Raw genomic sequence first — 22,739 nt, 5'->3', positions numbered from 1 at the left:
CTTCGCCGACCGAGTCCGGCTCCCAGGTCCCATGTCGGAGGCCCCACCTAGACTTGTCGGGTGCCCATCGTCCCTGTCGCCATGCCCGGAAACGCTGCCGGAAACAACAGCGGAAAACTCAGCGTCCGCGGTGCCCGTGTCCATAATCTCAAGGACGTCGATCTCGACATTCCGCGCGATTCCCTCGTGGTCTTCACAGGCCTCTCGGGTTCCGGCAAGTCCAGTCTCGCGTTCGACACGATCTTCGCCGAGGGTCAGCGCCGGTACGTCGAGTCCCTGAGCGCCTACGCCCGCCAGTTCCTCGGCCAGGTCGACCGGCCGGATGTGGACTTCATCGAAGGGTTGAGCCCTGCGGTCTCGATCGACCAGAAGTCGACCAACCGCAATCCCCGCTCGACGGTGGGCACGATCACCGAGATCCACGACTACATGCGCCTGCTGTGGGCGAGGATCGGCGTACCGCATTGTCCCGAGTGCGGCGCGGTCATCCAGCGCCAGACCGTCCAGCAGATCGCCGATCAGCTGATCGAGCTTCCCGAACGCACGCGCTACCAGATCGTCGCCCCGATCGTCTCTCAGAAGAAGGGCGAGTTCGTCGACCTCTTCAAAGAGCTCGGCGCCAAGGGCTACGCGCGTGCGATCGTCGACGGCGAGCTGATCCAGCTCGCCGAGCCACCGACCCTGAAGAAGAGCTACAAGCACGACATCGCCGTCGTGGTCGACCGGCTGGTGGCGGCTCCCGGCATCCTGGACCGCGTGACCGACTCCGTCGAGACGGCGCTCTCGCTGGCCGGCGGCCTCATGCAGGTCAACTTCGTCGACGAGGAGGGCGATGCCGCGTGGCAGTCCTTCTCCGAGAAGCTGGCGTGTCCGAACGGGCATCCGCTGCAGCTGACCGAGATCGAGCCTCGGACGTTCTCGTTCAACGCGCCGTTCGGGGCGTGCCCGACCTGCTCAGGACTCGGCACCCGCATGTCGGTCGATGTCGACCTGATGCTCGGCGACGAGGACCTCTCCATCCGGGAGGGCGTGCTGATCCCGTGGACCACGCAGGGCAAGGGGCTGTTCCAGTACTACGAGCGTCTGCTCGAGGGGCTCTCGAACGATCTCGGTTTCTCGCTCGACACGCCGTGGAAGAAGCTGCCCGCCGACGTGCGCGAGGCCGTGCTGCGCGGCGAGAACTACAAGGTCACCGTGCGGTGGAAGAACCGATACGGGCGCGAGATGCGCTACTCGTCCGGCTTCGAGGGGGTCGTGCCCTACATCGAGCGGCAGTACACGCAGGCCGAGTCCGACACGCAGCGCCAGCGGTGGTCCGAGTACCTGCGCGAGGTGCCGTGCCCGGTCTGCGACGGCGACCGGCTGAAGCCGGAAGTGCTGGCGGTGCTGGTGCACGGGCATTCCATCGCGGATGCCTCGCGCCTGAGCCTCGGCGAAGCCCGCGAGTACTTCGCGAAGCTGACGCTCACCGAGCGCGAGGCCACGATCGCCGCGCAGGTGCTGCGCGAGATCCGGCTGCGCCTGGACTTCCTCATCCGCGTCGGGCTGGACTATCTGAGCCTCAGCCGTGCTGCTGCGACGCTCTCGGGCGGTGAGGCGCAGCGCATCCGGCTCGCCACGCAGATCGGATCCGGCCTGACCGGCGTGCTGTACGTGCTGGACGAGCCGTCGATCGGCCTGCATCAGCGCGACAACCGCCGTCTCATCGAGACGCTGGTCGCGCTACGCGATCTCGGGAACACGCTCATCGTCGTCGAGCACGATGAGGAGACGATCCACGCCGCCGACTGGCTCGTCGACATCGGGCCCGGCGCGGGCGTCAACGGCGGCGACGTGGTGCACTCCGGTCCGCTCGCCGAACTTCTCGCCGATCGGTCCTCGATCACGGGCGACTACCTGTCGGGCCGGCGCGCGATCCCCATCCCGAAGCGGCGGCGCAAGATCGACAAGACGCGCCAGGTCACGGTCGTGGGCGCCCGCGAGAACAACCTCAAGAACGTCACGGTCGGCTTTCCTCTCGGTGTCCTGACCGCGGTCACCGGCGTGAGCGGGTCGGGCAAGTCCTCGCTGGTCAACGGCATCCTGTACCAGGTGCTCGCGACGCGCCTCAACGGCGCTCGGCGGGTGGCAGGAAAGCACACGCGAGTGACAGGCCTGGACAACCTCGACAAAGTGGTGCACGTCGATCAGGCGCCGATCGGCCGGACGCCGCGCTCGAACCCCGCCACCTACACCGGCGTGTTCGACCGGATCCGCACGCTGTTCAGCGAGACGACCGAGGCGAAGGTGCGCGGCTATCTGCCGGGGCGCTTCAGCTTCAACGTCAAGGGTGGGCGCTGCGAGGCCTGCTCGGGTGACGGCACGATCAAGATCGAGATGAACTTCCTGCCCGATGTGTACGTGGACTGCGAGGTGTGCCACGGCAAGCGGTACAACCGCGACACGCTCGCCGTGCACTACAAGGGCAAGAACATCGCCGAAGTCCTCGAGATGCCCATCGCCGAGGCCGCGGAGTTCTTCGAGCCGATCCAGGCGATCCACCGCTATCTCAAGACTCTCGTTGACGTCGGGCTCGGGTACGTGCGGCTCGGGCAGTCGGCGACGACCCTGTCGGGAGGCGAGGCGCAGCGCGTCAAGCTCGCGACCGAGCTGCAGCGCCGCACGAACGGCCGGTCGATCTACGTGCTGGATGAGCCCACGACGGGATTGCACTTCGAGGACGTGCGCAAGCTGCTCGAGGTCTTGAACGGGCTGGTCGAGAAAGGCAACACCGTCATCGTGATCGAGCACAACCTCGACGTCATCAAGTCCTCGGACTGGGTGATCGATCTGGGGCCCGAAGGCGGCGCGGGCGGTGGCGAGGTGGTGGCGACCGGCACGCCCGAGCAGGTCGCTCGCGTCGACGGCAGCCACACCGGCGCCTTCCTCGCGGAGGTCCTGGGCCTGGCGTCGGCCGACCTGGTCGAGGCGCGCAAGGCCGGCTGACCCGATGGTCAGGTCCGTGCCCACGGTCTCGTACAAGCCGCGGCCCGGCGAGATCCCGACCAATCCGGGCGTCTACCGGTTCCGTGACGGTTCCGGTCGCGTGCTGTACGTCGGCAAGGCGAAGAACCTGCGCGCGCGCCTGTCGAACTACTTCGCGCCGCTGCACACGCTCCATGAGCGCACGCGCCGCATGGTCACCACCGCGGCGTCCGTGGAGTGGACCGTTGTCGCGACGGACGTCGACTCGCTGCAGCTGGAGTACCAGTGGATCAAGGAGTTCGATCCGCCGTTCAACGTGCGCTATCGGGATGACAAGTCCTATCCGTTCATGGCGATCACCCTCGCCGACGAAGCGCCGCGGGTGATCGTCACGCGAAATCGCCGGATCGCAGGCGCGAAGTACTTCGGCCCGTACCCCAAGGTGTGGGCGGTGCACGACACGATCGACCTCATGATCAAGGTCTTTCCGATTCGCACGTGCAGCGACGCGTCGTACAAGAAGGCCATGGCCAGCGGCCGGCCCTGCTTCCCCGGTCAGATCGGGCGCTGCGGCGGCCCGTGCTCGATGAAGGTGACCATCGAGGAGCATCGCGCCATGGTCGACGACTTCGTCGCGTTCATGGCCGGCGGTGACCAGCGGTTCACGAGGGAGCTGTCGGCACGGATGCGCGAATCGGCGGCCGCGATGGACTACGAGGCGGCCGCGGTCTATCGCGACAAGCTCCAGGCGATCGACGCGGTCCTCAACAAGAGTGCACTCGTTCTGGCCCCCGACACCGACGCCGATCTGTTCGGCATCGCCGAGGACGAACTGGCCGCGACCGTGCAGCACTTCGTGATCCGCGGCGGTCGCGTGCGGGGCGTCCGGGCCACGACGATCGAGAAAGAGCTCGACATCTCGGGGGGAGACCTCGTCGACCAAGTGGTGCAGCGCGCGTACGGCAACGCGTCGAGCGTCGACATCCCGCGTCAGGTCCTCGTCCCCTCGATGCCCGACGATGCGGTCGAGCTCGAGGCGTGGCTGCGGGAACGGCGCGGGAAGTCCGTGACGATCCAGGTGGCCCAGCGCGGACGCAAGGCCGAGCTCATGAAGACCGCGAAGCTGAACGCCCAGCAAGCTCTCATGCTGCACAAGACCCGGCGCACCAGTGACTACGTCGCGCGGAGCCAGGCGCTGACCGATCTGCAGGAGGCCCTCGATCTCGCCGAGGCGCCGCTGCGCATCGAGTGCTTCGATGTGTCGCATCTCGGCGGCACCAACGTGGTGGCGTCAATGGTCGTCTTCGAAGACGGCCTGCCGCGCAAGGACCAGTACCGCTCGTTCGGGGTCGCCGAGACGACCGACGACACCGATTCGCTCTATCAGGTGCTCACGCGCCGTCTGGCGTACCTCGATCGACCCGAGGAGAACGATGCCACCGAGCTGGCGGCATCCGTCGTCTCACCGGATGCTGAGATCGTCACCGACCCCGATGCCGAAGTGGTCACGAGCCGCAAGCGCCCCCGATTCGCCTACCGGCCGCAGCTGCTCGTGGTCGACGGCGGCAAGCCTCAGGTCGAGGCCGCGGCACGCGCACTTCGCGACGCCGGCCATGAAGAGATCGCACTGTGCGGCATCGCCAAGCGGCTCGAGGAGGTTTGGCTGCCGGGGGAGGAGTACCCCGTGATCCTTCCGCGCACGTCGGAGGCGCTCTATCTGCTGCAGCGGCTGAGAGACGAGGCGCACCGCTTCGCGATCAGCCATCAGCGCAAGCGGCGCCGGCGCGACATCCAGAGCGTGCTGGCCGAGGTGCCCGGGTTGGGGGAGGCGCGGATCAAGTCCCTCCTGCGGCACTTCGGATCCGTCGCGGCGCTCAAGCGGGCGACGCCGGACGAGATCGCGCAACTCCCCGGTGTCGGGCCGAAGCTCGCCGCGGCGATCCACCTGCACCTCACGGGCTGACGGATAGGCTGGGAGCGACGGGGGTGGTCATGACCGAGGCGACAGGTCGCGACAGTACGGCTCAGGCCGGCGAGAGCGAGGACGGCACGGTCGTGAGCGCGGAGCCGAACCGCAGCGGCGAAGTGCTCATCGTGACGGGAATGTCGGGAGCGGGGCGCTCGACCGCCGCCAACGCGCTCGAAGATCTCGGCTGGTACGTGGTCGACAACCTTCCTCCGCAGATGCTCAAGCCGCTGCTGGATCTCACGGAACTCGCGGCCGGCGTGCTCCCTCGCGTGGCGGTCGTGGTGGATGTGCGGGGACGAGACCTGTTCTCGGATCTGCCCGAGGCGATGCGCTCGCTGCGGGAGCGGCGGCAGATCCGGCTGATGTTCCTGGATGCCTCGGACGAGGTGCTCGTACGGCGGTTCGAAGCCGTGCGCCGGCCGCATCCGCTCCAGGGCGACGGCACCATTCTCGACGGCATCCGCCTGGAGCGGGCACGGCTCACTGCGGTGCGCGAGAGCGCGGACGTGATCATCGACACCTCCGGGTACAACATCCATCAGCTGGCGACGCAGGTGAGCGACCTCTTCTCCGAGGAGAACGCCGCGCGGCACACGCTCACCATCCTGAGCTTCGGCTTCAAGTACGGGCTGCCACCGGATGCCGACCTCGTCGCCGACATGCGGTTCCTCCCCAACCCGTTCTGGAACGAACGACTGCGGCCGCTCACCGGCGAGGATGCCGACGTGCGGGCGTTCGTCCTCGATCAGGAGGGCGCCGAGGACTTCATCGAGGCCTACGCCGCCGCCCTGCGCCCGGTGCTCGCCGGGTACCAGCGTGAGAACAAGCGGCACTCGGTCGTGGCGGTGGGCTGCACCGGCGGCAAGCACCGGTCCGTCGTGATGGCACGGGAGCTCGCCGACCGCCTGGCCGGGGCGCAAGGAGTCGCGGTGCGCGTGAAGCATCGCGACCTCGGGCGTGAATGACTTCCGCCGAGTAGGCTTGTCCTTCGTTCCGAGACCCATCCGCGAAGGAGACCCGTGTCGCTCACTGCTGACGTGAAGGCCGAGCTGATCACCGTGCGCGACCCGCGCCCGACGGCCCGCGTGGCAGAGCTGACCTCGTTGCTGCGGTTCTCGGGGGGGCTCCATTCGATCGCCAACCGCGTGGCGGTCGAGGCTGAGGTGGACTCCGACGTGCTGGCACGCCGCACCGCGCGCGACCTGGTGGAGCTGTACGGCGTCCGCCCCGAACTCGTCCACGTGCAGGGCTCGGGCGCGCGCAACGGCAGCCACTACGCCGTGCGGGTGATCGAGGGCGGCGAAACCCTTGCGCGTCAGACCGGTCTGCTCGACCAGCGTCGGCGCCCCGTGCGCGGCCTGCCCAACAAGCTGACGACCGGTTCTCGCGGCGATCTGGCCGCGATCTGGCGCGGTGCGTTCCTGGCGGCGGGCTCGCTGAGCGAGCCGGGACGCTCTGCAGCCCTCGAGATCACATGCCCGTCGTCTGAGGCGGCGATGGCACTGGTCGGGGCTGCCCATCGGCTGGGCATCGCCGGCAAAGCCCGCGAGGTGCGCGGCGTGCCCCGCGTCGTGGTGCGCGAGGGTGAAGCGATCCGCGCCGCGCTGGCCGCCATGGGTGCCGTCCGCGCCGCGTCCGACTGGGACCAGATGCGCCAGCGGCGAGAAGTGCGTGCCGGCGTCAACCGGCTCGTCAACTTCGACGATGCCAATCTCCGCCGGTCGGCGCAGGCGGCCGTGGCCGCCTGCGCGCGGGTCGAGCGCGCGCTGGAAATCCTCGGCGACGAAGTGCCCGAGCACCTGCGCGAAGCCGGCGACCTCAGGCTCGCCCACCGGGATGCGAGCCTCGACGAGCTCGGTCACCACGCCGATCCGCCGCTGACGAAGGACGCGGTGGCCGGACGCATCCGCCGGCTCCTCGCGATGGCCGACAAGAAGGCCGAGACCGACGGCGTGCCGGGCACCGACGCTGCTGTTCCCGCCGGCCTGGAAGACTGAGCCGGGGCATCCGGATACTCGACGTCATCAAGGGAAGCAACCCCCGCGCCAGGGCGTTGAGCCTCAGTAGGATGAACCCGTCACCCTCGCTGCGCCGAGGAATTCGGCGCGCGCCGACAGGAAGAAGAGAATATGGCGAAGTACACCTTGCCCGACCTCCCCTACGACTACGCCGCGCTCGAACCGCACATCAGCGGCAAGATCATGGAGCTGCACCACAGCAAGCACCACCAGGCCTACGTCACCGGTGCGAACACCGCCCTCGAGCAGCTGGCGGAAGCGCGTGAGAGCGGCAACCTCGCGAACGTGAACAAGCTCGAGAAGGATCTGGCCTTCCACCTCGGCGGTCACGTCAACCACTCCATCTTCTGGACCAACCTGTCGCCCAACGGCGGCGGTGAGCCCGAAGGCGAGTTGCGTGCCGCGATCGACGAGTTCTTCGGCGGCTTCGACAAGTTCCAGGCGCACTTCGCGGCGGCGGCCATGGGCATTCAGGGCTCGGGCTGGTCCGTGCTGAGCTGGGACCCGATCGGCGAGCAGCTCATCGTGCAGCAGCTGTTCGACCAGCAGGGCAACACCGCCCAGGGCACCATCCCCGTCTTCCAGCTGGACATGTGGGAGCACGCGTTCTACCTGGACTACCTCAACGTCAAGGCCGACTACGTCAAGGCGGCGTGGAACATCGTGGACTGGCAGAACGTGGCGCTGCGCCTCGACGCCGCCCGGCAGAAGACCGCGGGCCTGCTGGTACTGTCTTAGCTGGCGAGGCGTCCCGGCGGGTGCGCCCGCCGGGACGCCGTTGTCCCCGTCTGAATCGCACCAAACCGCGCACTCGCGCACGACACATCTCAGGAGAAACTCCGTGGCTGTCAAGATCGGCATCAACGGCTTCGGCCGAATCGGACGCAACTACCTTCGCGCGGCCCTCGCGCAGGGCGCAGACCTCGAAATCGTGGCGGTGAACGACCTCACCGACAACAAGACGCTCGCGCACCTGTTGACGTACGACTCGGTCGGCGGCCCGCTGAGCGAGACGGTCTCGTACGACGGCGACTCCATCACGGTGGGCGGCAAGTCCATCAAGGTCTTCGAAGAGCGCGACCCCGCCAACCTCCCGTGGGGCGACCTGGGCGTCGATATCGTCATCGAGTCGACCGGCCGTTTCACCAACGCCGAGGACGCCAAGAAGCACATCGCGGGCGGTGCCAAGAAAGTTCTCATCTCTGCTCCCGCCAGCGGCGATGACGTCACGATCGTCATGGGCGTGAACGAGGGCGAGTACGACCCCGAGAACCACGTCATCATCTCGAACGCCTCGTGCACCACGAACTGCCTCGCCCCGCTGGCGAAGGTCTTCAACGACGCCTTCGGCATCGAGCGCGGCTTCATGATGACCGCGCACGCCTACACCGCCGACCAGAACCTGCAGGACGGCCCCCACAGCGACCTGCGTCGCGCTCGCGCCGCCGCGATCAACATCGTTCCCGCCTCCACCGGTGCCGCCAAGGCGATCGGCCGAGTGCTGCCCGAGCTGAACGGCAAGCTGAGCGGCTCGTCCTACCGCGTTCCGGTTCCCACCGGCTCCATCGTCGATCTGACGATCGTCACGCCCACCGAGGGCCTCACGGCCGAGCAGGTCAACGGGGCGTACAAGGCTGCCGCCGCAGACGGGCGCCTGGCCGGCTACCTCGAGTACACCGAGGACCCGATCGTCTCCAGCGACATCCAGCTCAACCCGCATTCGTCGATCTTCGACGCGGAGCTGACCAACGTGAGCGGCAATCTGGTCAAGGTCTCGGCTTGGTACGACAACGAGTGGGGTTACTCGAACCGCCTCGTCGACCTGACCGAGTACGTCGCCGAGCGCCTGTAACCCGCCATGGCCCTGCGCACCCTCAGCAGCCTGGGTCCGCTGGCCGGCAAGCGCGTCATCGTCCGTGCTGACCTCAATGTCCCCCTGAAGGACGCACGTCTCACGGACGATGGCCGTGTGCGGGCCACGCTCCCCACGCTCAACGCTCTGATCAACCAGGGCGCACGCGTCCTGGTCTGCTCGCACCTCGGTCGCCCGGACGGGGCGCCCGACGTCGCGTTCAGCCTCGCACCGGTCGCCCAGCGGCTGGCCGAACTGCTGGGCAAACCGGTCGCCTTCGCGCGTGACACGGTCGGGGAGTCGGCCCACGAGGCCGTCGCCGCCCTCGAGGACGGGGACGTCGCGGTGCTCGAGAACCTGCGATTCAACCCGGGCGAGACCGCGAAGGACGACTCCGCGCGCCGGGCCTTCGCCGAGCAGCTCGCCGAGCTCGGCGACGTGCTGGTCTCGGACGGCTTCGGTGTCGTGCACCGCAAGCAGGCGTCGGTGTACGACCTCGCCCAGATTCTGCCGTCCGCCGCCGGGTCTCTCATCGAAAAGGAGGTCGAGGTCCTCGACCGCCTCACCGAGAAGCCCGAGCGGCCCTACACGGTCGTACTGGGCGGTTCCAAGGTCAGCGACAAGCTCGGGGTCATCGACCACCTGCTCCCGCGAGTGGACCGACTCCTGGTCGGCGGCGGCATGATGTTCACGTTCCTGGCCGCGCAGGGGTACAAGGTCGGATCCAGCCTGCTCGAGAAGGACCAGCTCGACACCGTCACGCGGTACATGGCCAAGGCGCGGGAGCTCGGGGTGGAACTCGTCCTCCCGGTCGACGCGGTCGTCGCGGCGTCGTTCTCGGCTGATGCCGACCACGTCGTCGCACCGGCCTCGGCGATCGAAGCGACCGCCTTCGGTGCATCCGGGCTCGGGCTCGACATCGGTCCCGAGACCGCTGTCATCTTCGCCGATGCCGTGCGCGACTCGAAGACGGTGTTCTGGAACGGACCCATGGGCGTGTTCGAGATGGCCGCCTTCGCCGCCGGAACGAAGGCCGTCGCCAAGGCGCTCACCGAGGTGGATGGGCTATCGGTCGTCGGCGGTGGCGATTCCGCCGCCGCCGTGCGCCAGCTCGGCTTCGCGGACGACGAGTTCGGGCACATCTCGACCGGCGGGGGCGCCAGCCTGGAGTTCCTCGAAGGAAAGAAGCTTCCCGGACTGGAGGTCCTCGGATGGCAGTAGCAGGACGCACACCGCTCATCGCGGGCAACTGGAAGATGAATCTCGACCACCTGCAGGCGGTCGCGTTCGTCCAGAAGCTGCACTGGACGCTGAAGGACGCCAAGCACGAGGACGGCTCGGTCGAGGTCGCGGTGTTCCCGCCGTTCACCGACCTGCGCACGGTCCAGACCCTGCTCGATGCCGATAAGATCCCGTTCGCGTTGGGCGCGCAGGACCTGTCGTCGCATGACGCGGGTGCTTACACAGGTGAGGTGTCGGGTGCCTTCCTCGCGAAGCTCGACAACCGCTATGTCATCATCGGCCACTCCGAGCGCCGGCAGTACCACGCCGAGGGCGACGACGTCGTGGCGGCGAAGGTGCAGGCGGCGCTTCGGCATGGCCTCGTGCCCGTCATCTGCGTGGGTGAGACGAGCGAAGACCTCGAGCAGTTCGGCGCCAGCGCGGTGCCGGTCGCGCAGCTGTCGGCGGCCCTCGCCGGCGTGAAGGCTGATGCCGAGATCGTCGTCGCATACGAGCCGGTGTGGGCCATCGGCTCGGGTCAGGCGGCCACTCCACAGCAGGCGCAGGATGTCTGCGCCACGCTGCGCGCGGTCGTCGCCGAGAAGCTGGGGCCGGATGCCGCGACGAAGACCCGCGTGCTCTACGGCGGCTCGGTGAAGGCGGCCAACATCGCCAGCTTCATGCGCGAACCCGACGTCGACGGTGCCCTTGTGGGTGGTGCGAGCCTCGTCGTGGACGAGTTCGCCGCGATCATCCGGTACCAGAAGCACGTCGGCGTGTGAAAACGCTCCGTCTCGCCTCCGGTCGCTCGACGCGCGGGCGTTGAGCGACCGGGGCGAGACAAAACGGCCAGATGGCTATACTGGACCCTTGTGCGATCGGCGTCCGATCGCTGCGAAAGGCTTCTACGACTGTGCAGATCCTCGAATTCGTCCTGCAGGTGCTCCTGGGCATCACGAGCCTCCTGCTGACCCTTCTGATCCTGCTCCACAAGGGGCGCGGTGGCGGACTGTCCGACATGTTCGGAGGCGGCATGACATCGGCGCTCGGCTCGTCCGGCCTCGCCGAGCGTAACCTCAACCGTTTCACGGTCGTGCTCGCCCTCGCCTGGTTCGCGGCCATCGTCGCGCTCGGCCTCATCACGAAGTTCCAGGCGCTCTGATGGCGACCGGGGGAAACGCGATCCGCGGCACCCGCGTCGGCGCCGGGCCGATGGGCGAGCAGGACCACGGCTTCCACGCCGACCGCATCGCCGTCTCATACTGGGACGCGCTCGGCAACGAGACGGTGCGCTACTTCGCGGCCGGGATCCCCGAAGAGGAGATCCCCGAGACCATCGATTCGCCGCACTCCGGCCTGCCGGCGGGCCGCGACAAAGAGAATCCTCCCGCCGTGGCCAAGACGGAGCCGTACAAGACGCACTTGGCGTACGTCAAGGAGCGCCGCACCGAGGAAGAGGCCGAGGCACTCCTCGACGACGCTCTCAAGCAGTTGCGCGAGCGACGCGGCCAGAGCTGACCGGCGTCAGTATTCGCGATCGATGAGCTCGGGCGGCACCTGCGAGGCCGCCGCCTCATCGACGAAGAAGATCGTGCGCTTGCGGCCCTTGGCGCCGGCGGCCGGCACGCTCGCGTAGCTCGCGCCCGCCAGAGCCAGGCCCAGCGCTGAGGCCTTGTCGGCGCCGGAGACCACCATCCACACTCTCTTGGAGCCGTTGATGACGGGGCGGGTCATGGTCACCCGCTCGGCGGGCGGCTTGGGGGAGTCGTGCACCGGGACGACAGAGCGGTCCTTGATCTGGATCTCGGGCCGGTCCGGGAACAGCGACGCGATATGCGCATCGGGTCCGACTCCGAGGAAGCACACGTCGAACGCCGGCCACGGTCCGTCGGGGCCGGGATAGCGCGCGAGCTCTGCGGCGTACTCCGAGGCCGCGGAATCCGCGTCCGCGCTCTGGCCGTCGGCGGCGATGGCATGGATGTTGGCCGTCGGCACATCGATCGCATCCAGCAGGGCAGTGCGCGCCTGCTTCTCGTTGCGCTCCTCGTCGGCCGCGGGCAGGAAGCGCTCATCGCTCCACCAGAAATGCACGAACGACCAGTCGATGCGGTCGATGCGGGGGTGGCGTGCCGCCGCTTCCAGGACCGCTGCGCCCATCGAGCCGCCCGTCAGCGAGATGTGGGCCAGCTTGCCCTCGCCCGTCCGCTTGGCGACCCGGCTGAGGAACCGGGCGGCGACCGAATCCGCGAGCGTCGAGGGATCGGGACTGATGACGACCCGCTTCTCTGCCCAGGCCTCAACCATCCGCGTCACTCACCCGAACGACTCGTCATACGTCTGGCGTCTCCTTCGTCGCCGGAGGGTCCAGCAGCTCCCAGCCCTCCGTGATGACTCGACCATACAGGACGTCCGGGTCGAGGCGACGAAGCTCCTCCGCGAGGCATTCGCGGAGTGTGCGGCGGGGAAACGCGAGCTCGTGACTGGGCTGTCCGGGCTGGGTGAGAGTGGCGCGCCCCGGGGTGGGACGCTCCAGCAGCACCTCGCCGCTGGCGCGCTCGAGGGCGACCGACTTGATGCCGTGCGGCCATTCCGCGGGGTCGAGATAGTCCCAGTCCACCGGAACATCCAGCGTCAGCCGCAGCCAGGCGGCCAGGAGCGCCGTCGAGGGAGAATCCGAGGCGCCCCTCACACGGACGGCGGTCACAGGCTCGTATGGCGGCTGGTCGAGGATCGCCGCGAGCTGCTCCCGCCAGCGGGTCAGGCGCGTCCACGACAGGTCGGTGTCGCCCGGCGCGTACTGCCCGCCCAGCCCGGCGACGAAGGCTGACGGGTCTGCCTTGGTCGCGGCATCCGTGATCCGGCGCTGCGCGATCCTTCCGATCGAGGTCTTCGAGATGCCTTCGGGTGTGCGGTTCGGCCACCACACCACGACAGGTGCGTCGGGCAGGAGCAGGCCGGTCACGAGACTCTCGAGGTTCGAATTGCCGGCATCGCCGAACACGCGCAGCGTCACCACCTCGCTGGCTCCGGCATCGCCGCCCACCCGGATCTGCGCGTCCAGGCGCGGATCCGCCTCGAGACCGTCGCCGATCATGAGCACGATGACGCGCATCGGGTGCTCGCGCGAGGCGTCGTTGGCGGCTTCGATAACCTCCTCCACCGCGCCCTCGCGCGTCAGGATGATGAGTGTCAGCACGCGGCCGAGCGCGACCGCGCCGCCTTCCTCGCGCACGCTCACCAGCGCGCGCGAGATCTTGCTGACGGTGGTGTCGGGAAGATCGACGATCACGGGCGCCTCCAGCTGCGTCCATCGCGGGAGAGCATCTCGTCCGCGGATGCCGGGCCCCACGACCCGGGCGAATACTGTTCAACGGGTCCGCCCTGCTCGTCCCAGAACCGCTCGATGGGGTCCAGGATCTTCCACGAGAGCTCGACCTCCTCGTGGCGGGGGAAGAGGGGCGGGTCGCCGAGGAGCACATCGAGGATCAGTCGCTCGTACGCCTCGGGGCTCGCCTCGGTGAAGGCGTGGCCGTAACCGAAGTCCATGGTGACGTCGCGCACCTGCGCGCCGGCGCCGGGCACCTTCGAGCCGAACCGGATCGTCACGCCCTCATCGGGCTGCACGCGGATGACGAGGGCGTTCTGACCCTGGCCCGACGTCTGGCTGCGCGAGAACAGCAGTTCGGGCGCACGCTTGAAGACCACGGCGATCTCGGTCACACGCCTGCCCAGGCGCTTGCCGGTGCGCAGGTAGAACGGCACCCCGGCCCAGCGGCGGGTGTTGACCTCGAGGGTGACCGCGGCATACGTCTCGGTCGTGGACTGCGGGTTCATGCCGTCCTCTTCGAGGAAGCCCAGCACCTTCTCGCCGCCCTGCCACCCGCCGGCGTACTGTCCGCGTGCGGTGGAGCGGGCGAGGTCGTCCGGCAGAGTGACCGCGGCGAGCACCTTCTCCTTCTCGGCACGCAGATGCTTCGCGTCGAATGAGATCGGCTCTTCCATGGCGGTGAGCGCCATGAGCTGCAGCAGGTGGTTCTGGATGACGTCGCGAGCCGCGCCGACGCCGTCGTAGTAGCCCGCACGACCTCCCACCCCGATGTCCTCCGCCATCGTGATCTGCACGTGGTCGACGTAGTTGCGGTTCCAGATCGGCTCGTACAGCTCGTTCGCGAAGCGCAGCGCCAGGATGTTCTGGACCGTCTCCTTGCCGAGGTAGTGGTCGATGCGGAAGATCGAGTCGGTCGGGAACGCCGAACGCAGGACGTCGTTCAGCGCCGTCGCGGACTCCTGGTCGTGGCCGAACGGCTTCTCGATGACGACGCGTCGCCACCGGTCGGGGCGATCGGCGGTGTCGTCGACGAGCCCCGAGCTCTTCAGCTGCTCGGCGACGACGGGAAAGGCCTTCGGCGGGATCGACAGGTAGAACGCGTGGTTGCCCATCGTCCCGCGCTCGGTGTCGAGGCGGTCGACCGTCTCGCGCAGCCTGCGGAAGGCGTCCGGGTCGTCGAACTCGCCCGAGACGAAGCGGATGCCCTCGAGCAGTTGCTGCCACGTCTCGTCACGGAACTCGGTGCGCGCATGCTGTCGCACCGCGTCGTACACGACCTTGGCGAAGTCCTGGTCTTCCCAGTCCCGGCGCGCGAACCCGACGAGCGCGAAGCCCGGGGGGAGGAGCCCCCGGTTGGCGAGGTCGTACACGGCGGGCATGAGCTTCTTGCGGGACAGGTCTCCCGTGACACCGAAGATGACGAGCGCACTCGGACCGGCGATGCGGTTGAGGCGTCGATCTTCGGGGTCACGCAGCGGGTTGTGCCCGCGCGAAATCTCGACGGTCATGGGGCGATGGGCTCCTACTGGGCCGCTTCGAACAGCGACAGCACTTCGATTTGGGGGTCGGTCAGGGTGAGGGTGACCACGGGGCGGCCGTGACCCTCGGCCAGAACGCTGGCGTCGCCGGCGGCTTGGGCCTGGATGAGCTGGCCGAACGTGAACGGACGGTCGGGGATCTCGAGGTCGACATCGGTTTGCTCGAGGATCTGCAGGAAGACCCCGTTCGCCGGGCCTCCCTTGTGGAACTGACCGGTGGAGTGAAGGAACCGCGGGCCCCAGCCGAACGTGGTGGGGCGCCCGGAATCGGCGGCGACGAGCTCGCGCAGTCCGGCGAGCTGGGGCAGCTCGAGGCGGTTCACGTAGGCCTGGATGGCGACGTAGCCGTCTTCGGGCAGCCGCGCCCACAAGGCGTCGAGGACACCGGCGACGGTTCCGGATGCTGCGAGTTCGGGGTCCGACACGCGAACCTCGACGCCGTCCGCCGTGAACACCGGAGCCGTCGGCTCCGGTCGCGCGTCGAGCAGACCGCGGGTGGCCACCTTGGCGGACTCCACGTCAGGCTGGTCGAAGGGGTTGATCCCCAGCATCCGTCCGGCGATGGCCGTGGCGTATTCCCACACCACGAACTGCGCGCCGAGCGAGCCGCTGATGAGCACTTCGCCCTCGTGCTGCTCGAACAGGTGGAACTGCTTGGCCTCGTCCACGATCCGCACGACCTGCAGATCCGCGGGGCGGCTCTCGAGCTCGGGCGAGACCGGCAGAAGGACGACGGGCAGGATGCCGGTGCCCTGTTTGCCGGTCGACTCGGCGACGAGCTGCTCGATCCAATCCGGCAGGCCCACGATGTGGGTGCCGTCGGTGACCAGGCCCAGCTTGTCGCGCCGGGGCTCGCCGCCGGCGATCGCCGCGGCAAGGACGAGTGCGGGGTTGTCGGGGCTGTCGATCGCGACCTCGAGGAGAGTCGCCTCGGCCTCGTCCAGCAGTTCGCGGATGTCGACGCCGGCGAGTCCGGTGGGTACGAGGCCGAACGCGGTCAGCGCCGAATAACGGCCGCCGACCGTGGGGTCGGCGTTGAAAACGGCGTAGCCGTCGGCGCGCGCCGACTGGTCGAGCGGTGAGTCCGGATCGGTGACGACGACGATGCGCTCGCGCGGGTCGATGCCGAGGTCGCGAAAGGCGGCCTCGAACGCGCGCTTGGCCGAGTCGGTCTCGACGGTCGATCCCGACTTGGACGCCACCACGAGCACCGTGCGGGTCAGGTCGCCCGCCTCGGCGTCGCCGTCGATGGCGGCGAGCACCTGGCCCGGCGCAGTCGAGTCGAGGATGACCAGCGGCACGCCGGCGGTCTGTGCGATGACCTCGGGAGCAAGCGACGAGCCGCCCATACCGGCGAGGACCACCCGCGTCACGCCTTTCGCGCGGAGCTCGACGCGCAGCGCCTCGATCTCGGCGACGAGTGGACGCGAGACGCTGACGGCCTCGACCCAGCCGAGGCGCTGGGATGCCTCGTCCTCGGCGGCCGGACCCCACAGGCTCCCGTCACCCGCTGTGATCCCCGACGCCACCAGGCTGTCGACCAGCCCGGGAAGCGTCGCCTCGACGACCGACTTGACGTGGCCGCTGAGATGGATGTCGAAGCTCATCGCGCGGCCTCGACGGCGCCCTCGAGCGCCGTCTTGACCGTTGCCTGGAGGTCGTGCCACGAGGCGATGAACTTGTCGACGCCTTCGTCCTCGAGTACCTGGGTGACATCGTCGAAGTCGACGCCCACGGCGGCGAGATCGGCGAAGACCTTGTGCGCCGCCTCGTAGGTGCCGGTGACGGTGTCGCCGGCCACCTGACCGTGGTCGAACGTCGCCTCGAGCGTCTTCTCGGGCATCGTGTTCACGGTTCCGGGCGCCACCAGCTCAGTGACGTACAGGGTGTCGGGCAGCGACGGGTCCTTGACCCCGGTCGAGGCCCACAGCGGACGCTGGACGTGGGCTCCGGCATCCGTCAGCGCCTTCGCGCGGTCGGTGGCGAACTCCTTCTCGAACAGTTCGTAGGCCAGGCGCGCGTTCGCTACGCCGGCGAGCGACTTCAGCCCGAGCGCCTCGTCGGTGCCGATCGCGACCAGGCGCTTGTCGACCTCGGAGTCCACGCGCGAGACGAAGAACGACGCCACGGAGTGGATGGTCGAGATGTCGTGGCCGTTCACCTGAGCCTGCTCGATGCCCGCGAGGAACGCCTCGATGACCTCGGCGTAACGCTCCAGGCTGAAGATCAGCGTGACGTTGACCGAGATGCCCTCGGCCAGCACCGCGGTGATCGCCGGCAGGCCGGCCTTGGTCGCGGGGATCTTGATGTGCACGTTGGGGCGCGCGACCGTGGCCGCCAGCTCCTTGGCCTGCGCGATCGTCGCCTCGGTGTCGTGGGCGAGGTCGGGGGAGACCTCGATCGACACGCGGCCGTCGATTCCGTCGGTCGCGTCGAAGACCGGACGGAAGATGTCGGCCGCGTCTCGCACGTCGTCGGTCGTCGCGGCGAAGATCGCCTCGTCGACCGACGCACCCGCCCGCGCCAGCGCGGTGATCTGCTCGTCGTAGGCGTGACCGCCGCCGCCGATGGCGCCCTGGAAGATCGTCGGGTTGGTGGTGACGCCGCTGACGTTGCGCGTCGAGATCAGCTCGGTCAGGTTGCCCGACGTGATCCGCTCACGCGACAGGTCGTCGAGCCAGATGCTCACGCCTTCGGAGACCAGCTTCTCGGTGGGGGTGCTCATGGTGCCTTCTCCTCGGATTATTCGGCCGCCGCTGCCGCGGCGCCGATGGTCTCGCGGGCCGCCGCGACGACCGCGTCGGCGGTGATGCCGAACTTCTGGAACAGGGTCTTGTAGTCGGCCGACGCACCGAAGTGGTCGATCGCGACGGACCGGCCGGCATCGCCGACGATGCCGCGCCACGTGAGCGCGGAGCCGGCCTCGACCGACACGCGCGCCTTGACGGCGGCGGGGAGAACCTTCTCGCGGTACGCCTCGTCCTGCTCGGCGAACCACTCGAGCGAGGGCGCCGACACGACACGGGCGTTCACGCCCTCGGCAGCAAGCGTCTCGCGCGCCGCGACGGCGAGCTGCACCTCCGAGCCGGTGGCGATGAGGATCACATCCGGGGTGCCGCCGGCAGCTTCGGCGAGGATGTATGCGCCCTTGGCGACGTTGTCGGCCGAGGCGAACACCTCACCGGATGCCTCCCCGTCGCCGCGGGCGACGACGGGGATGTTCTGGCGCGTCAGGGCGATGCCGGCGGGGCCACCCTGGCGGCGCAGGAGCTCCAGCCAGGCGGCGGCCGTCTCGTTGGCGTCGGCGGGCCGCACGACGGTGAAGTTGGGGATGGCGCGGAGCGTGGCCAGCTGCTCGATCGGCTGATGCGTGGGGCCGTCCTCGCCGAGCGCGACGGAGTCGTGGGTCCACACGAAGATCGACGGGATGTCCATCAGCGCGGCCAGACGCACCGAGGGGCGCATGTAGTCGCTGAAGATCAGGAACGTGCCGCCGAAGGGCCGGGTCGGGCCGTGCAGCTTGATCCCGTTGACGATCGCGGCCATCGCGTGCTCGCGGATGCCGAAATGCAGCACCCGACCGTACGGGTCGCCAGACCACTCGTCGGTGGACCACTCGGTCGGGATGAACGACTTCGCGTCCTTGATCGTGGTGAGGTTCGACTCGGCCAGGTCGGCCGATCCGCCCCACAGCTCCGGGAGCTTCGCCGCCAGTGCGTTGATGACGAGGCCCGATGCCGCGCGGGTCGAGACGTCCTTGCCGGCTTCGAACGAGGGCAGAGCGGATGCCACATCCTGGGGCAGCTCGCCCGCCTCCAGGCGGTCCAGCAGCGCCTTGCGCTCGGGGTTGGCCTCAGCCCACGCGTCGAACGACTTCTGCCACTCGGCGCGCGCCTCGGCAGCGCGGTCCTTCAGCGAGCGCGTGTGCGCGAGCACGTCGTCCGCGACGACGAACGACTGCTCCGGGTCGAAACCGAGGACCTTCTTCGTCGCCGCCAGCTCGTCGGCGCCGAGTGCCGAGCCGTGGATCTTGCCGGTGTTCTGCTTGCCGGGCGAGGGCCAGCCGATGATGGTGCGCAGGATGATCAGGGACGGCTTGTCGGTCTCGCCCTTGGCCGCCTCGATCGCGGCGAACAGTTCGGCGACGTCTTCGACGTACTCGCCGGACTTCTTCCAGTCCACGACCTGCACCTGCCAGCCGTACGACTCGTACCGCTTCTGCACGTCCTCGGTGAAGGCGACGTCGGTGTCGTCCTCGATCGAGATCTGGTTGGAGTCGTAGATCGCGATGAGGTTGCCCAGCTGCTGGTGCCCGGCCAGGCTCGACGCCTCGCTGGTCACGCCCTCCTGCAGATCGCCGTCGCTGGCGATGACATAGATGTGGTGATCGAAGGGGGACTGGCCCTCGGGCGCCTCCGGATCGAACAGCCCCCGCTCGTACCGGGCCGCGTATGCGAACCCGACCGAGGACGCCAAGCCCTGACCCAGCGGGCCCGTCGTGATCTCCACACCCGCGGTGTGCCGATACTCCGGGTGGCCGGGAGTCTTCGAGCCCCACGTGCGCAGCGCCTTCAGGTCGTCCAGCTCGAGGCCGAAGCCGCCGAGGTACAGCTGGATGTACTGCGTCAGCGACGAGTGGCCGGCCGACAGGATGAACCGGTCGCGCCCCAGCCAGTGCGTGTCAGCAGGGTCGTGGCGCAGCACCCGCTGATATAGCAGGTACGCCGCCGGCGCCAGGCTCATCGCGGTGCCGGGGTGGCCGTTGCCCACCTTCTCCACCGCATCCGCGGCAAGGACACGGGCGGTGTCCACCGCGCGCCGATCGATCTCATCCCAACGCAGAACCGACACCGGGCCGCCTTTCTCGAGGAGGTGCGCCCGCAGAACTGTGCCGGTCCGCGGCCCTTGTCCGGATGGAGAAGGGGAATCGGCGGCGGGCGCGCGTGTGGTCTCAGCATAGCGAAGCGGTGTGCCGCGCAGGCCATGCGATCCCTCTGTGTGACGCAGTCTTGCGAACGGGGCGCCCGGTTCCGTGTCGGCATCGTGTCGTGGCGGTCACGTTCTGCTCACGCGGCACGTCGAGCGGGTGTGAGACGGCCATCCGCCGTCGCGCCGGGGCCGTGGAGGCGATGCAATAGACTTGGCGAGTTCTGCAGGCGGCGATTGCGGGGGCGATGGACGACATGAAGACGGCTGGGGCCGACGCATCCGCTGCGACGGCTGGGGCCGACGCATCCGCTGCCGACCAGTCCCGCCCGACCGGCCAGAGCCTCGGCCGAACCGTTCGTGCCTACGTCGCACTGATGAAGCCGCGCGTGCTCGAGCTTCTGCTGGTCACCACTGTGCCGGTGATGATCCTCGCTCAGGGCGGATTCCCGAACCTCTGGCTGGTGCTGGCCACCGTGATCGGCGGCACGGCGAGCGCGGGCTCGGCGGCGGCGTTCAACATGTACCTCGATCGCGACATCGATGCCCACATGCAGCGCACGGTCAACCGGCCGCTCGTGACCGGCGAGGTGTCACCGCGCGGCGCGCTGATCTTCGCGTGGAGTCTCGCAGTCGGCTCCACCGTCTGGCTGTGGTTCACGACGAACTGGCTGGCAGCGACGCTTTCGGCGAGCGCGATCTTCTTCTACGTCGTGATCTACACGATGATCCTCAAGCGCCGCACCGAGCAGAACATCGTGTGGGGCGGTATCGCCGGCTGCTTCCCGGTGCTGATCGGCTGGACCGCCGTGACCGGGTCGCTCGCGTGGCCGCCGGTGATCCTGTTCGCGCTGGTGTTCCTGTGGACCCCGCCGCACTACTGGCCGCTGTCGATGAAGTACAAGGAGCAGTACGAAGAGGTACGCGTGCCCATGCTCGGCGCTACGCGCAACGGGTCACAGGTCGGCCTGCAGGTCATCCTGTACGCGTGGGCGACCGTCGTGTGCTCGCTGCTGCTCGTCCCGGTGGCAGGAATGGGCATGGTGTACTCGGTCTCGGCCCTGGTCTTCGGCGGCTGGTTCATCTATGAGTCGCACCGGCTGTACAACCGCGCGGTACGCGGTACGGAGCCGCGTCCCATGCGGGTCTTCCACGCCTCGATCACCTACCTGACGCTGATCTTCGTGGCGATCGCGGTCGACCCGCTGCTGCCCTTCTGACGTGGTGGCGCGAAGCGCCGCATGAACGACGAGACCCCCCGCAGGCGCGGGGGGTCTCGTCGTTCATGCGGCGTCAGCGCGTGGGTACCGGGGCGTCCTCGTCGGCCGGGGCCGTGACGATCGCCTCGGTGTAGCCGAGGCCGTGCTCGTAGCCATGGTCGTGCTCCGTGTCGTCGTCGAGGGAGGCCTCGTGCGGCGAGTCGCTGGGCTCGACGGCCGGGGCCACCGCGTGCGGGCGGAGGGTCGACAGCGCGGCGATGCCGAGAGCCAGCAGCAGGCCGACGATTCCGGCACCGAGCACGATCGCGCCCGAGACGGCGACGGACTGCCCGACGTACACGTCGACGGTGGTCGCCGTGCCGGCGGTGAGAGTCGTCGCCATACTGCCGAGTCTGTCGCTCAGGAGGTATGCGCCGGTGCCGGCGGTCGCGAGCGAGACGGCGACGAGGCCCCAGAACGGGACGCTACGGACGAGAGGGGGTCGCGTGGACATGGGTGGATCACTCCTCGGGGCGCGGCCCGGGCGGCCGCTGCATCCCCACCCTCGCAAGCCACCCCGTGCCGGAGCGATGCGCCTCCTATGGATCGCCTGTGCGCCGGCCGCCGTCAGCGGCCCTGGTCGATGGGTGCCCCGAGAGGGGCCTTGAGGTTCATGACCACCGCGGTCATCGCGGCCACCAGCACGACGGCCAGCACCATGTGGATATTGACCAGCCAGATCGGCAGACCTGCGCGTGCCTGCCACAGACCGACGCCGGTCTGTGCGATCTCGACGCCCAGCAGAAGCACGGTCCACAGGCGCAGCCGCAGCGCCGGGGGCGTGCGCCACGAGCCGCTCACGAGTACCAGAGTGAGGGCGAGTGTGATGTAGGCCGGCCACGAGTGGACGTGCTGCATGAACTCGGGGTTCAAGCCGTTGCGGGCGGCGCCGCCGTCGCCGGCGTGCGGCCCGGAGCCGGTGACGAGGATTCCGACGACCACGGTGATCAGCACGAACACGCTCGTCGCGTGCGTCGTCGCCGCATACCAGCGGGGGACCGCCAGGACGCGCGGCCCCGGTACCGCATAGACGCGGACGACGAGGACGGCCGCGAGGGCCACGAGGATCACCGACGCGAAGTAGTGCAGGCCGACGACATATGGATTGAGGTTCGTGAGCACCGTGATGCCGCCGATGATGGCCTGCAGCGGGACGTAGAGGCCGATGGCGAGGCTCAGCCAGAACAGATCCCGTCGCTGCCGGCGCATGCGCACCACGAACAGGAACGTGGCGATCGCCACGATGACCAGGACGAACGTCAGCAGCCGGTTGCCGAATTCGATGACGCCGTGGATCCCCATCTCCTCGGTCGGCACCAGCGAGTCCGCGGTGCACTGCGGCCACGTGGGACAGCCGAGCCCGGAACCGGTGAGCCGCACCAGCCCTCCGGTGCCGACGATGCCGATCTGGACGACCAGGGTCGCCCACGCCGCCGCGATCACCCGCCGGTCCACGCGATCGGGCAGCCAGTCCCACGCACGCTGTGCGAAGCCGCGGCGTGGTGTCGTGGTCAATGGTGTCGCCTGGTCCGCGGACATGCTGGTCGTCGCCTCCTGAGGCTGCTCCACGCTTCGGTCGCGCATCGGGCGCAGCATCCGCCGTGTGACGCAGCGCGTCCCGGGCAGGGTGGAACCTGTAGAATCGAGGGGTCGGTGGCGCGCGC

Annotated in this window: 19 protein-coding genes; 11 read left to right on the top strand and 8 right to left on the bottom strand. The window is 68.7% G+C overall.

All coding sequences use genetic code 11. The features are described 5' to 3' along the window. Positions 1–60 precede the first annotated feature (60 nt). The 10 genes from uvrA (at position 61) to K0817_RS10885 (ending at position 11,542) form a co-directional block, all read left to right on the top strand. Positions 61–2,985, top strand: coding sequence for an excinuclease ABC subunit UvrA (gene uvrA / locus K0817_RS10930; protein ID WP_374209542.1), 2,925 nt, complete (start codon positions 61–63; stop codon positions 2,983–2,985). Positions 2,986–2,989: 4 nt separating this feature from the next. Further along, positions 2,990–4,927: an excinuclease ABC subunit UvrC gene (gene uvrC / locus K0817_RS10925; RefSeq protein WP_219981452.1), complete on the top strand. Its 1,938-nt coding sequence runs from the start codon at positions 2,990–2,992 to the stop codon at positions 4,925–4,927. Between the two features lie 29 nt (positions 4,928–4,956). Next, positions 4,957–5,898, top strand: coding sequence for an RNase adapter RapZ (gene rapZ / locus K0817_RS10920; protein ID WP_301339814.1), 942 nt, complete (start codon positions 4,957–4,959; stop codon positions 5,896–5,898). Between the two features lie 54 nt (positions 5,899–5,952). Further along, entirely contained in the window at positions 5,953–6,930 is a 978-nt protein-coding gene (whiA, locus tag K0817_RS10915; protein ID WP_219981451.1) for a DNA-binding protein WhiA, read from the top strand. Positions 6,931–7,062: 132 nt separating this feature from the next. Beyond that, positions 7,063–7,689, top strand: coding sequence for a superoxide dismutase (locus K0817_RS10910; protein WP_219981450.1), 627 nt, complete (start codon positions 7,063–7,065; stop codon positions 7,687–7,689). A gap of 103 nt (positions 7,690–7,792) precedes the next feature. After that, positions 7,793–8,803 (top strand): type I glyceraldehyde-3-phosphate dehydrogenase, encoded by a 1,011-nt coding sequence (gene gap, locus K0817_RS10905; protein WP_219981449.1) that lies wholly within the window; start codon positions 7,793–7,795, stop codon positions 8,801–8,803. Positions 8,804–8,809: 6 nt separating this feature from the next. Further along, positions 8,810–10,024, top strand: a complete 1,215-nt coding sequence (pgk, locus tag K0817_RS10900) for a phosphoglycerate kinase (RefSeq protein ID WP_219981448.1) — start codon at positions 8,810–8,812, stop codon at positions 10,022–10,024. Beyond that, entirely contained in the window at positions 10,015–10,806 is a 792-nt protein-coding gene (gene tpiA, locus K0817_RS10895) for a triose-phosphate isomerase (RefSeq protein WP_219981447.1), read from the top strand. Before pgk ends, tpiA begins: the two co-directional genes overlap by 10 nt. A gap of 131 nt (positions 10,807–10,937) precedes the next feature. Continuing rightward, positions 10,938–11,186, top strand: coding sequence for a preprotein translocase subunit SecG (gene secG / locus K0817_RS10890; RefSeq protein ID WP_168914505.1), 249 nt, complete (start codon positions 10,938–10,940; stop codon positions 11,184–11,186). Further along, the gene (locus K0817_RS10885; RefSeq protein WP_219981446.1) at positions 11,186–11,542 is read left to right on the top strand and encodes an RNA polymerase-binding protein RbpA; all 357 of its coding nucleotides are present in this window, start codon (positions 11,186–11,188) and stop codon (positions 11,540–11,542) included. Before secG ends, K0817_RS10885 begins: the two co-directional genes overlap by 1 nt. Before the next feature lie 6 nt (positions 11,543–11,548). Here the strand turns inward: K0817_RS10885 and pgl are convergent, their stop codons facing one another. The 6 genes from pgl to tkt are packed head-to-tail and all read right to left on the bottom strand — an operon-like array spanning position 11,549 to position 19,741. Next, the gene (gene pgl, locus K0817_RS10880) at positions 11,549–12,328 is read right to left on the bottom strand and encodes a 6-phosphogluconolactonase (protein WP_219981445.1); all 780 of its coding nucleotides are present in this window, start codon (positions 12,326–12,328) and stop codon (positions 11,549–11,551) included. Between the two features lie 25 nt (positions 12,329–12,353). After that, positions 12,354–13,313 carry a glucose-6-phosphate dehydrogenase assembly protein OpcA gene (locus K0817_RS10875; protein WP_219981444.1) on the bottom strand — a complete coding sequence of 320 codons (960 nt, stop codon included), beginning with the start codon at positions 13,311–13,313 and terminating at the stop codon, positions 12,354–12,356. Then, positions 13,310–14,860 carry a glucose-6-phosphate dehydrogenase gene (zwf, locus tag K0817_RS10870; protein ID WP_219981443.1) on the bottom strand — a complete coding sequence of 517 codons (1,551 nt, stop codon included), beginning with the start codon at positions 14,858–14,860 and terminating at the stop codon, positions 13,310–13,312. The genes K0817_RS10875 and zwf overlap by 4 nt, the downstream gene beginning before the upstream one ends. 14 nt (positions 14,861–14,874) lie before the next feature. After that, positions 14,875–16,497, bottom strand: coding sequence for a glucose-6-phosphate isomerase (locus K0817_RS10865; protein ID WP_219981442.1), 1,623 nt, complete (start codon positions 16,495–16,497; stop codon positions 14,875–14,877). After that, a complete protein-coding gene (tal, locus tag K0817_RS10860; RefSeq protein ID WP_219981441.1) occupies positions 16,494–17,615 on the bottom strand; it encodes a transaldolase in 1,122 nt (373 codons plus the stop codon). The genes K0817_RS10865 and tal overlap by 4 nt, the downstream gene beginning before the upstream one ends. A gap of 17 nt (positions 17,616–17,632) precedes the next feature. Further along, on the bottom strand, positions 17,633–19,741 hold the full coding sequence (gene tkt, locus K0817_RS10855) for a transketolase (protein WP_219981440.1): 2,109 nt from the start codon (positions 19,739–19,741) through the stop codon (positions 17,633–17,635). 332 nt (positions 19,742–20,073) lie between these two features. Between tkt and K0817_RS10850 the strand changes: the two genes are divergently transcribed. Then, entirely contained in the window at positions 20,074–21,036 is a 963-nt protein-coding gene (locus tag K0817_RS10850; protein ID WP_219981439.1) for a heme o synthase, read from the top strand. A 73-nt stretch (positions 21,037–21,109) separates the two neighbouring features. On the opposite strand, the gene K0817_RS10845 is transcribed toward K0817_RS10850, so the two are convergent. Together K0817_RS10845 and K0817_RS10840 are read right to left on the bottom strand one after the other, a co-directional pair. Then, positions 21,110–21,529 (bottom strand): dinucleotide-utilizing enzyme, encoded by a 420-nt coding sequence (locus tag K0817_RS10845; RefSeq protein WP_219981438.1) that lies wholly within the window; start codon positions 21,527–21,529, stop codon positions 21,110–21,112. 113 nt (positions 21,530–21,642) lie between these two features. Then, entirely contained in the window at positions 21,643–22,614 is a 972-nt protein-coding gene (locus K0817_RS10840; RefSeq protein ID WP_219981633.1) for a COX15/CtaA family protein, read from the bottom strand. Between the last annotated feature and the right edge of the window lie 125 nt (positions 22,615–22,739).

Source organism: Microbacterium sp. HD4P20 (assembly GCF_019449275.2).
Taxonomy (GTDB): domain Bacteria; phylum Actinomycetota; class Actinomycetes; order Actinomycetales; family Microbacteriaceae; genus Microbacterium.
The sequence above is the reverse complement of the archived record's forward strand: the minus strand, read 5'-3'. Positions and strand labels throughout refer to the sequence as shown.

Bases quoted from the DNA above. Each gene is read 5' to 3' on its own strand.
- rapZ (WP_301339814.1), top strand. From the start codon at position 4,957: ATGACCGAGGCGACAGGTCGCGACAGTACGGCTCAGGCCGGCGAGAGC.
- zwf (WP_219981443.1), bottom strand. From the start codon at position 14,860: ATGACCGTCGAGATTTCGCGCGGGCACAACCCGCTGCGTGACCCCGAA.
- tpiA (WP_219981447.1), top strand. From the start codon at position 10,015: ATGGCAGTAGCAGGACGCACACCGCTCATCGCGGGCAACTGGAAGATG.
- tal (WP_219981441.1), bottom strand. From the start codon at position 17,615: ATGAGCACCCCCACCGAGAAGCTGGTCTCCGAAGGCGTGAGCATCTGG.
- pgl (WP_219981445.1), bottom strand. From the start codon at position 12,328: ATGGTTGAGGCCTGGGCAGAGAAGCGGGTCGTCATCAGTCCCGATCCC.
- uvrC (WP_219981452.1), top strand. From the start codon at position 2,990: ATGGTCAGGTCCGTGCCCACGGTCTCGTACAAGCCGCGGCCCGGCGAG.
- K0817_RS10840 (WP_219981633.1), bottom strand. From the start codon at position 22,614: ATGTCCGCGGACCAGGCGACACCATTGACCACGACACCACGCCGCGGC.
- K0817_RS10885 (WP_219981446.1), top strand. From the start codon at position 11,186: ATGGCGACCGGGGGAAACGCGATCCGCGGCACCCGCGTCGGCGCCGGG.
- K0817_RS10845 (WP_219981438.1), bottom strand. From the start codon at position 21,529: ATGTCCACGCGACCCCCTCTCGTCCGTAGCGTCCCGTTCTGGGGCCTC.
- pgk (WP_219981448.1), top strand. From the start codon at position 8,810: ATGGCCCTGCGCACCCTCAGCAGCCTGGGTCCGCTGGCCGGCAAGCGC.
- K0817_RS10910 (WP_219981450.1), top strand. From the start codon at position 7,063: ATGGCGAAGTACACCTTGCCCGACCTCCCCTACGACTACGCCGCGCTC.
- K0817_RS10865 (WP_219981442.1), bottom strand. From the start codon at position 16,497: ATGAGCTTCGACATCCATCTCAGCGGCCACGTCAAGTCGGTCGTCGAG.
- K0817_RS10850 (WP_219981439.1), top strand. From the start codon at position 20,074: ATGAAGACGGCTGGGGCCGACGCATCCGCTGCGACGGCTGGGGCCGAC.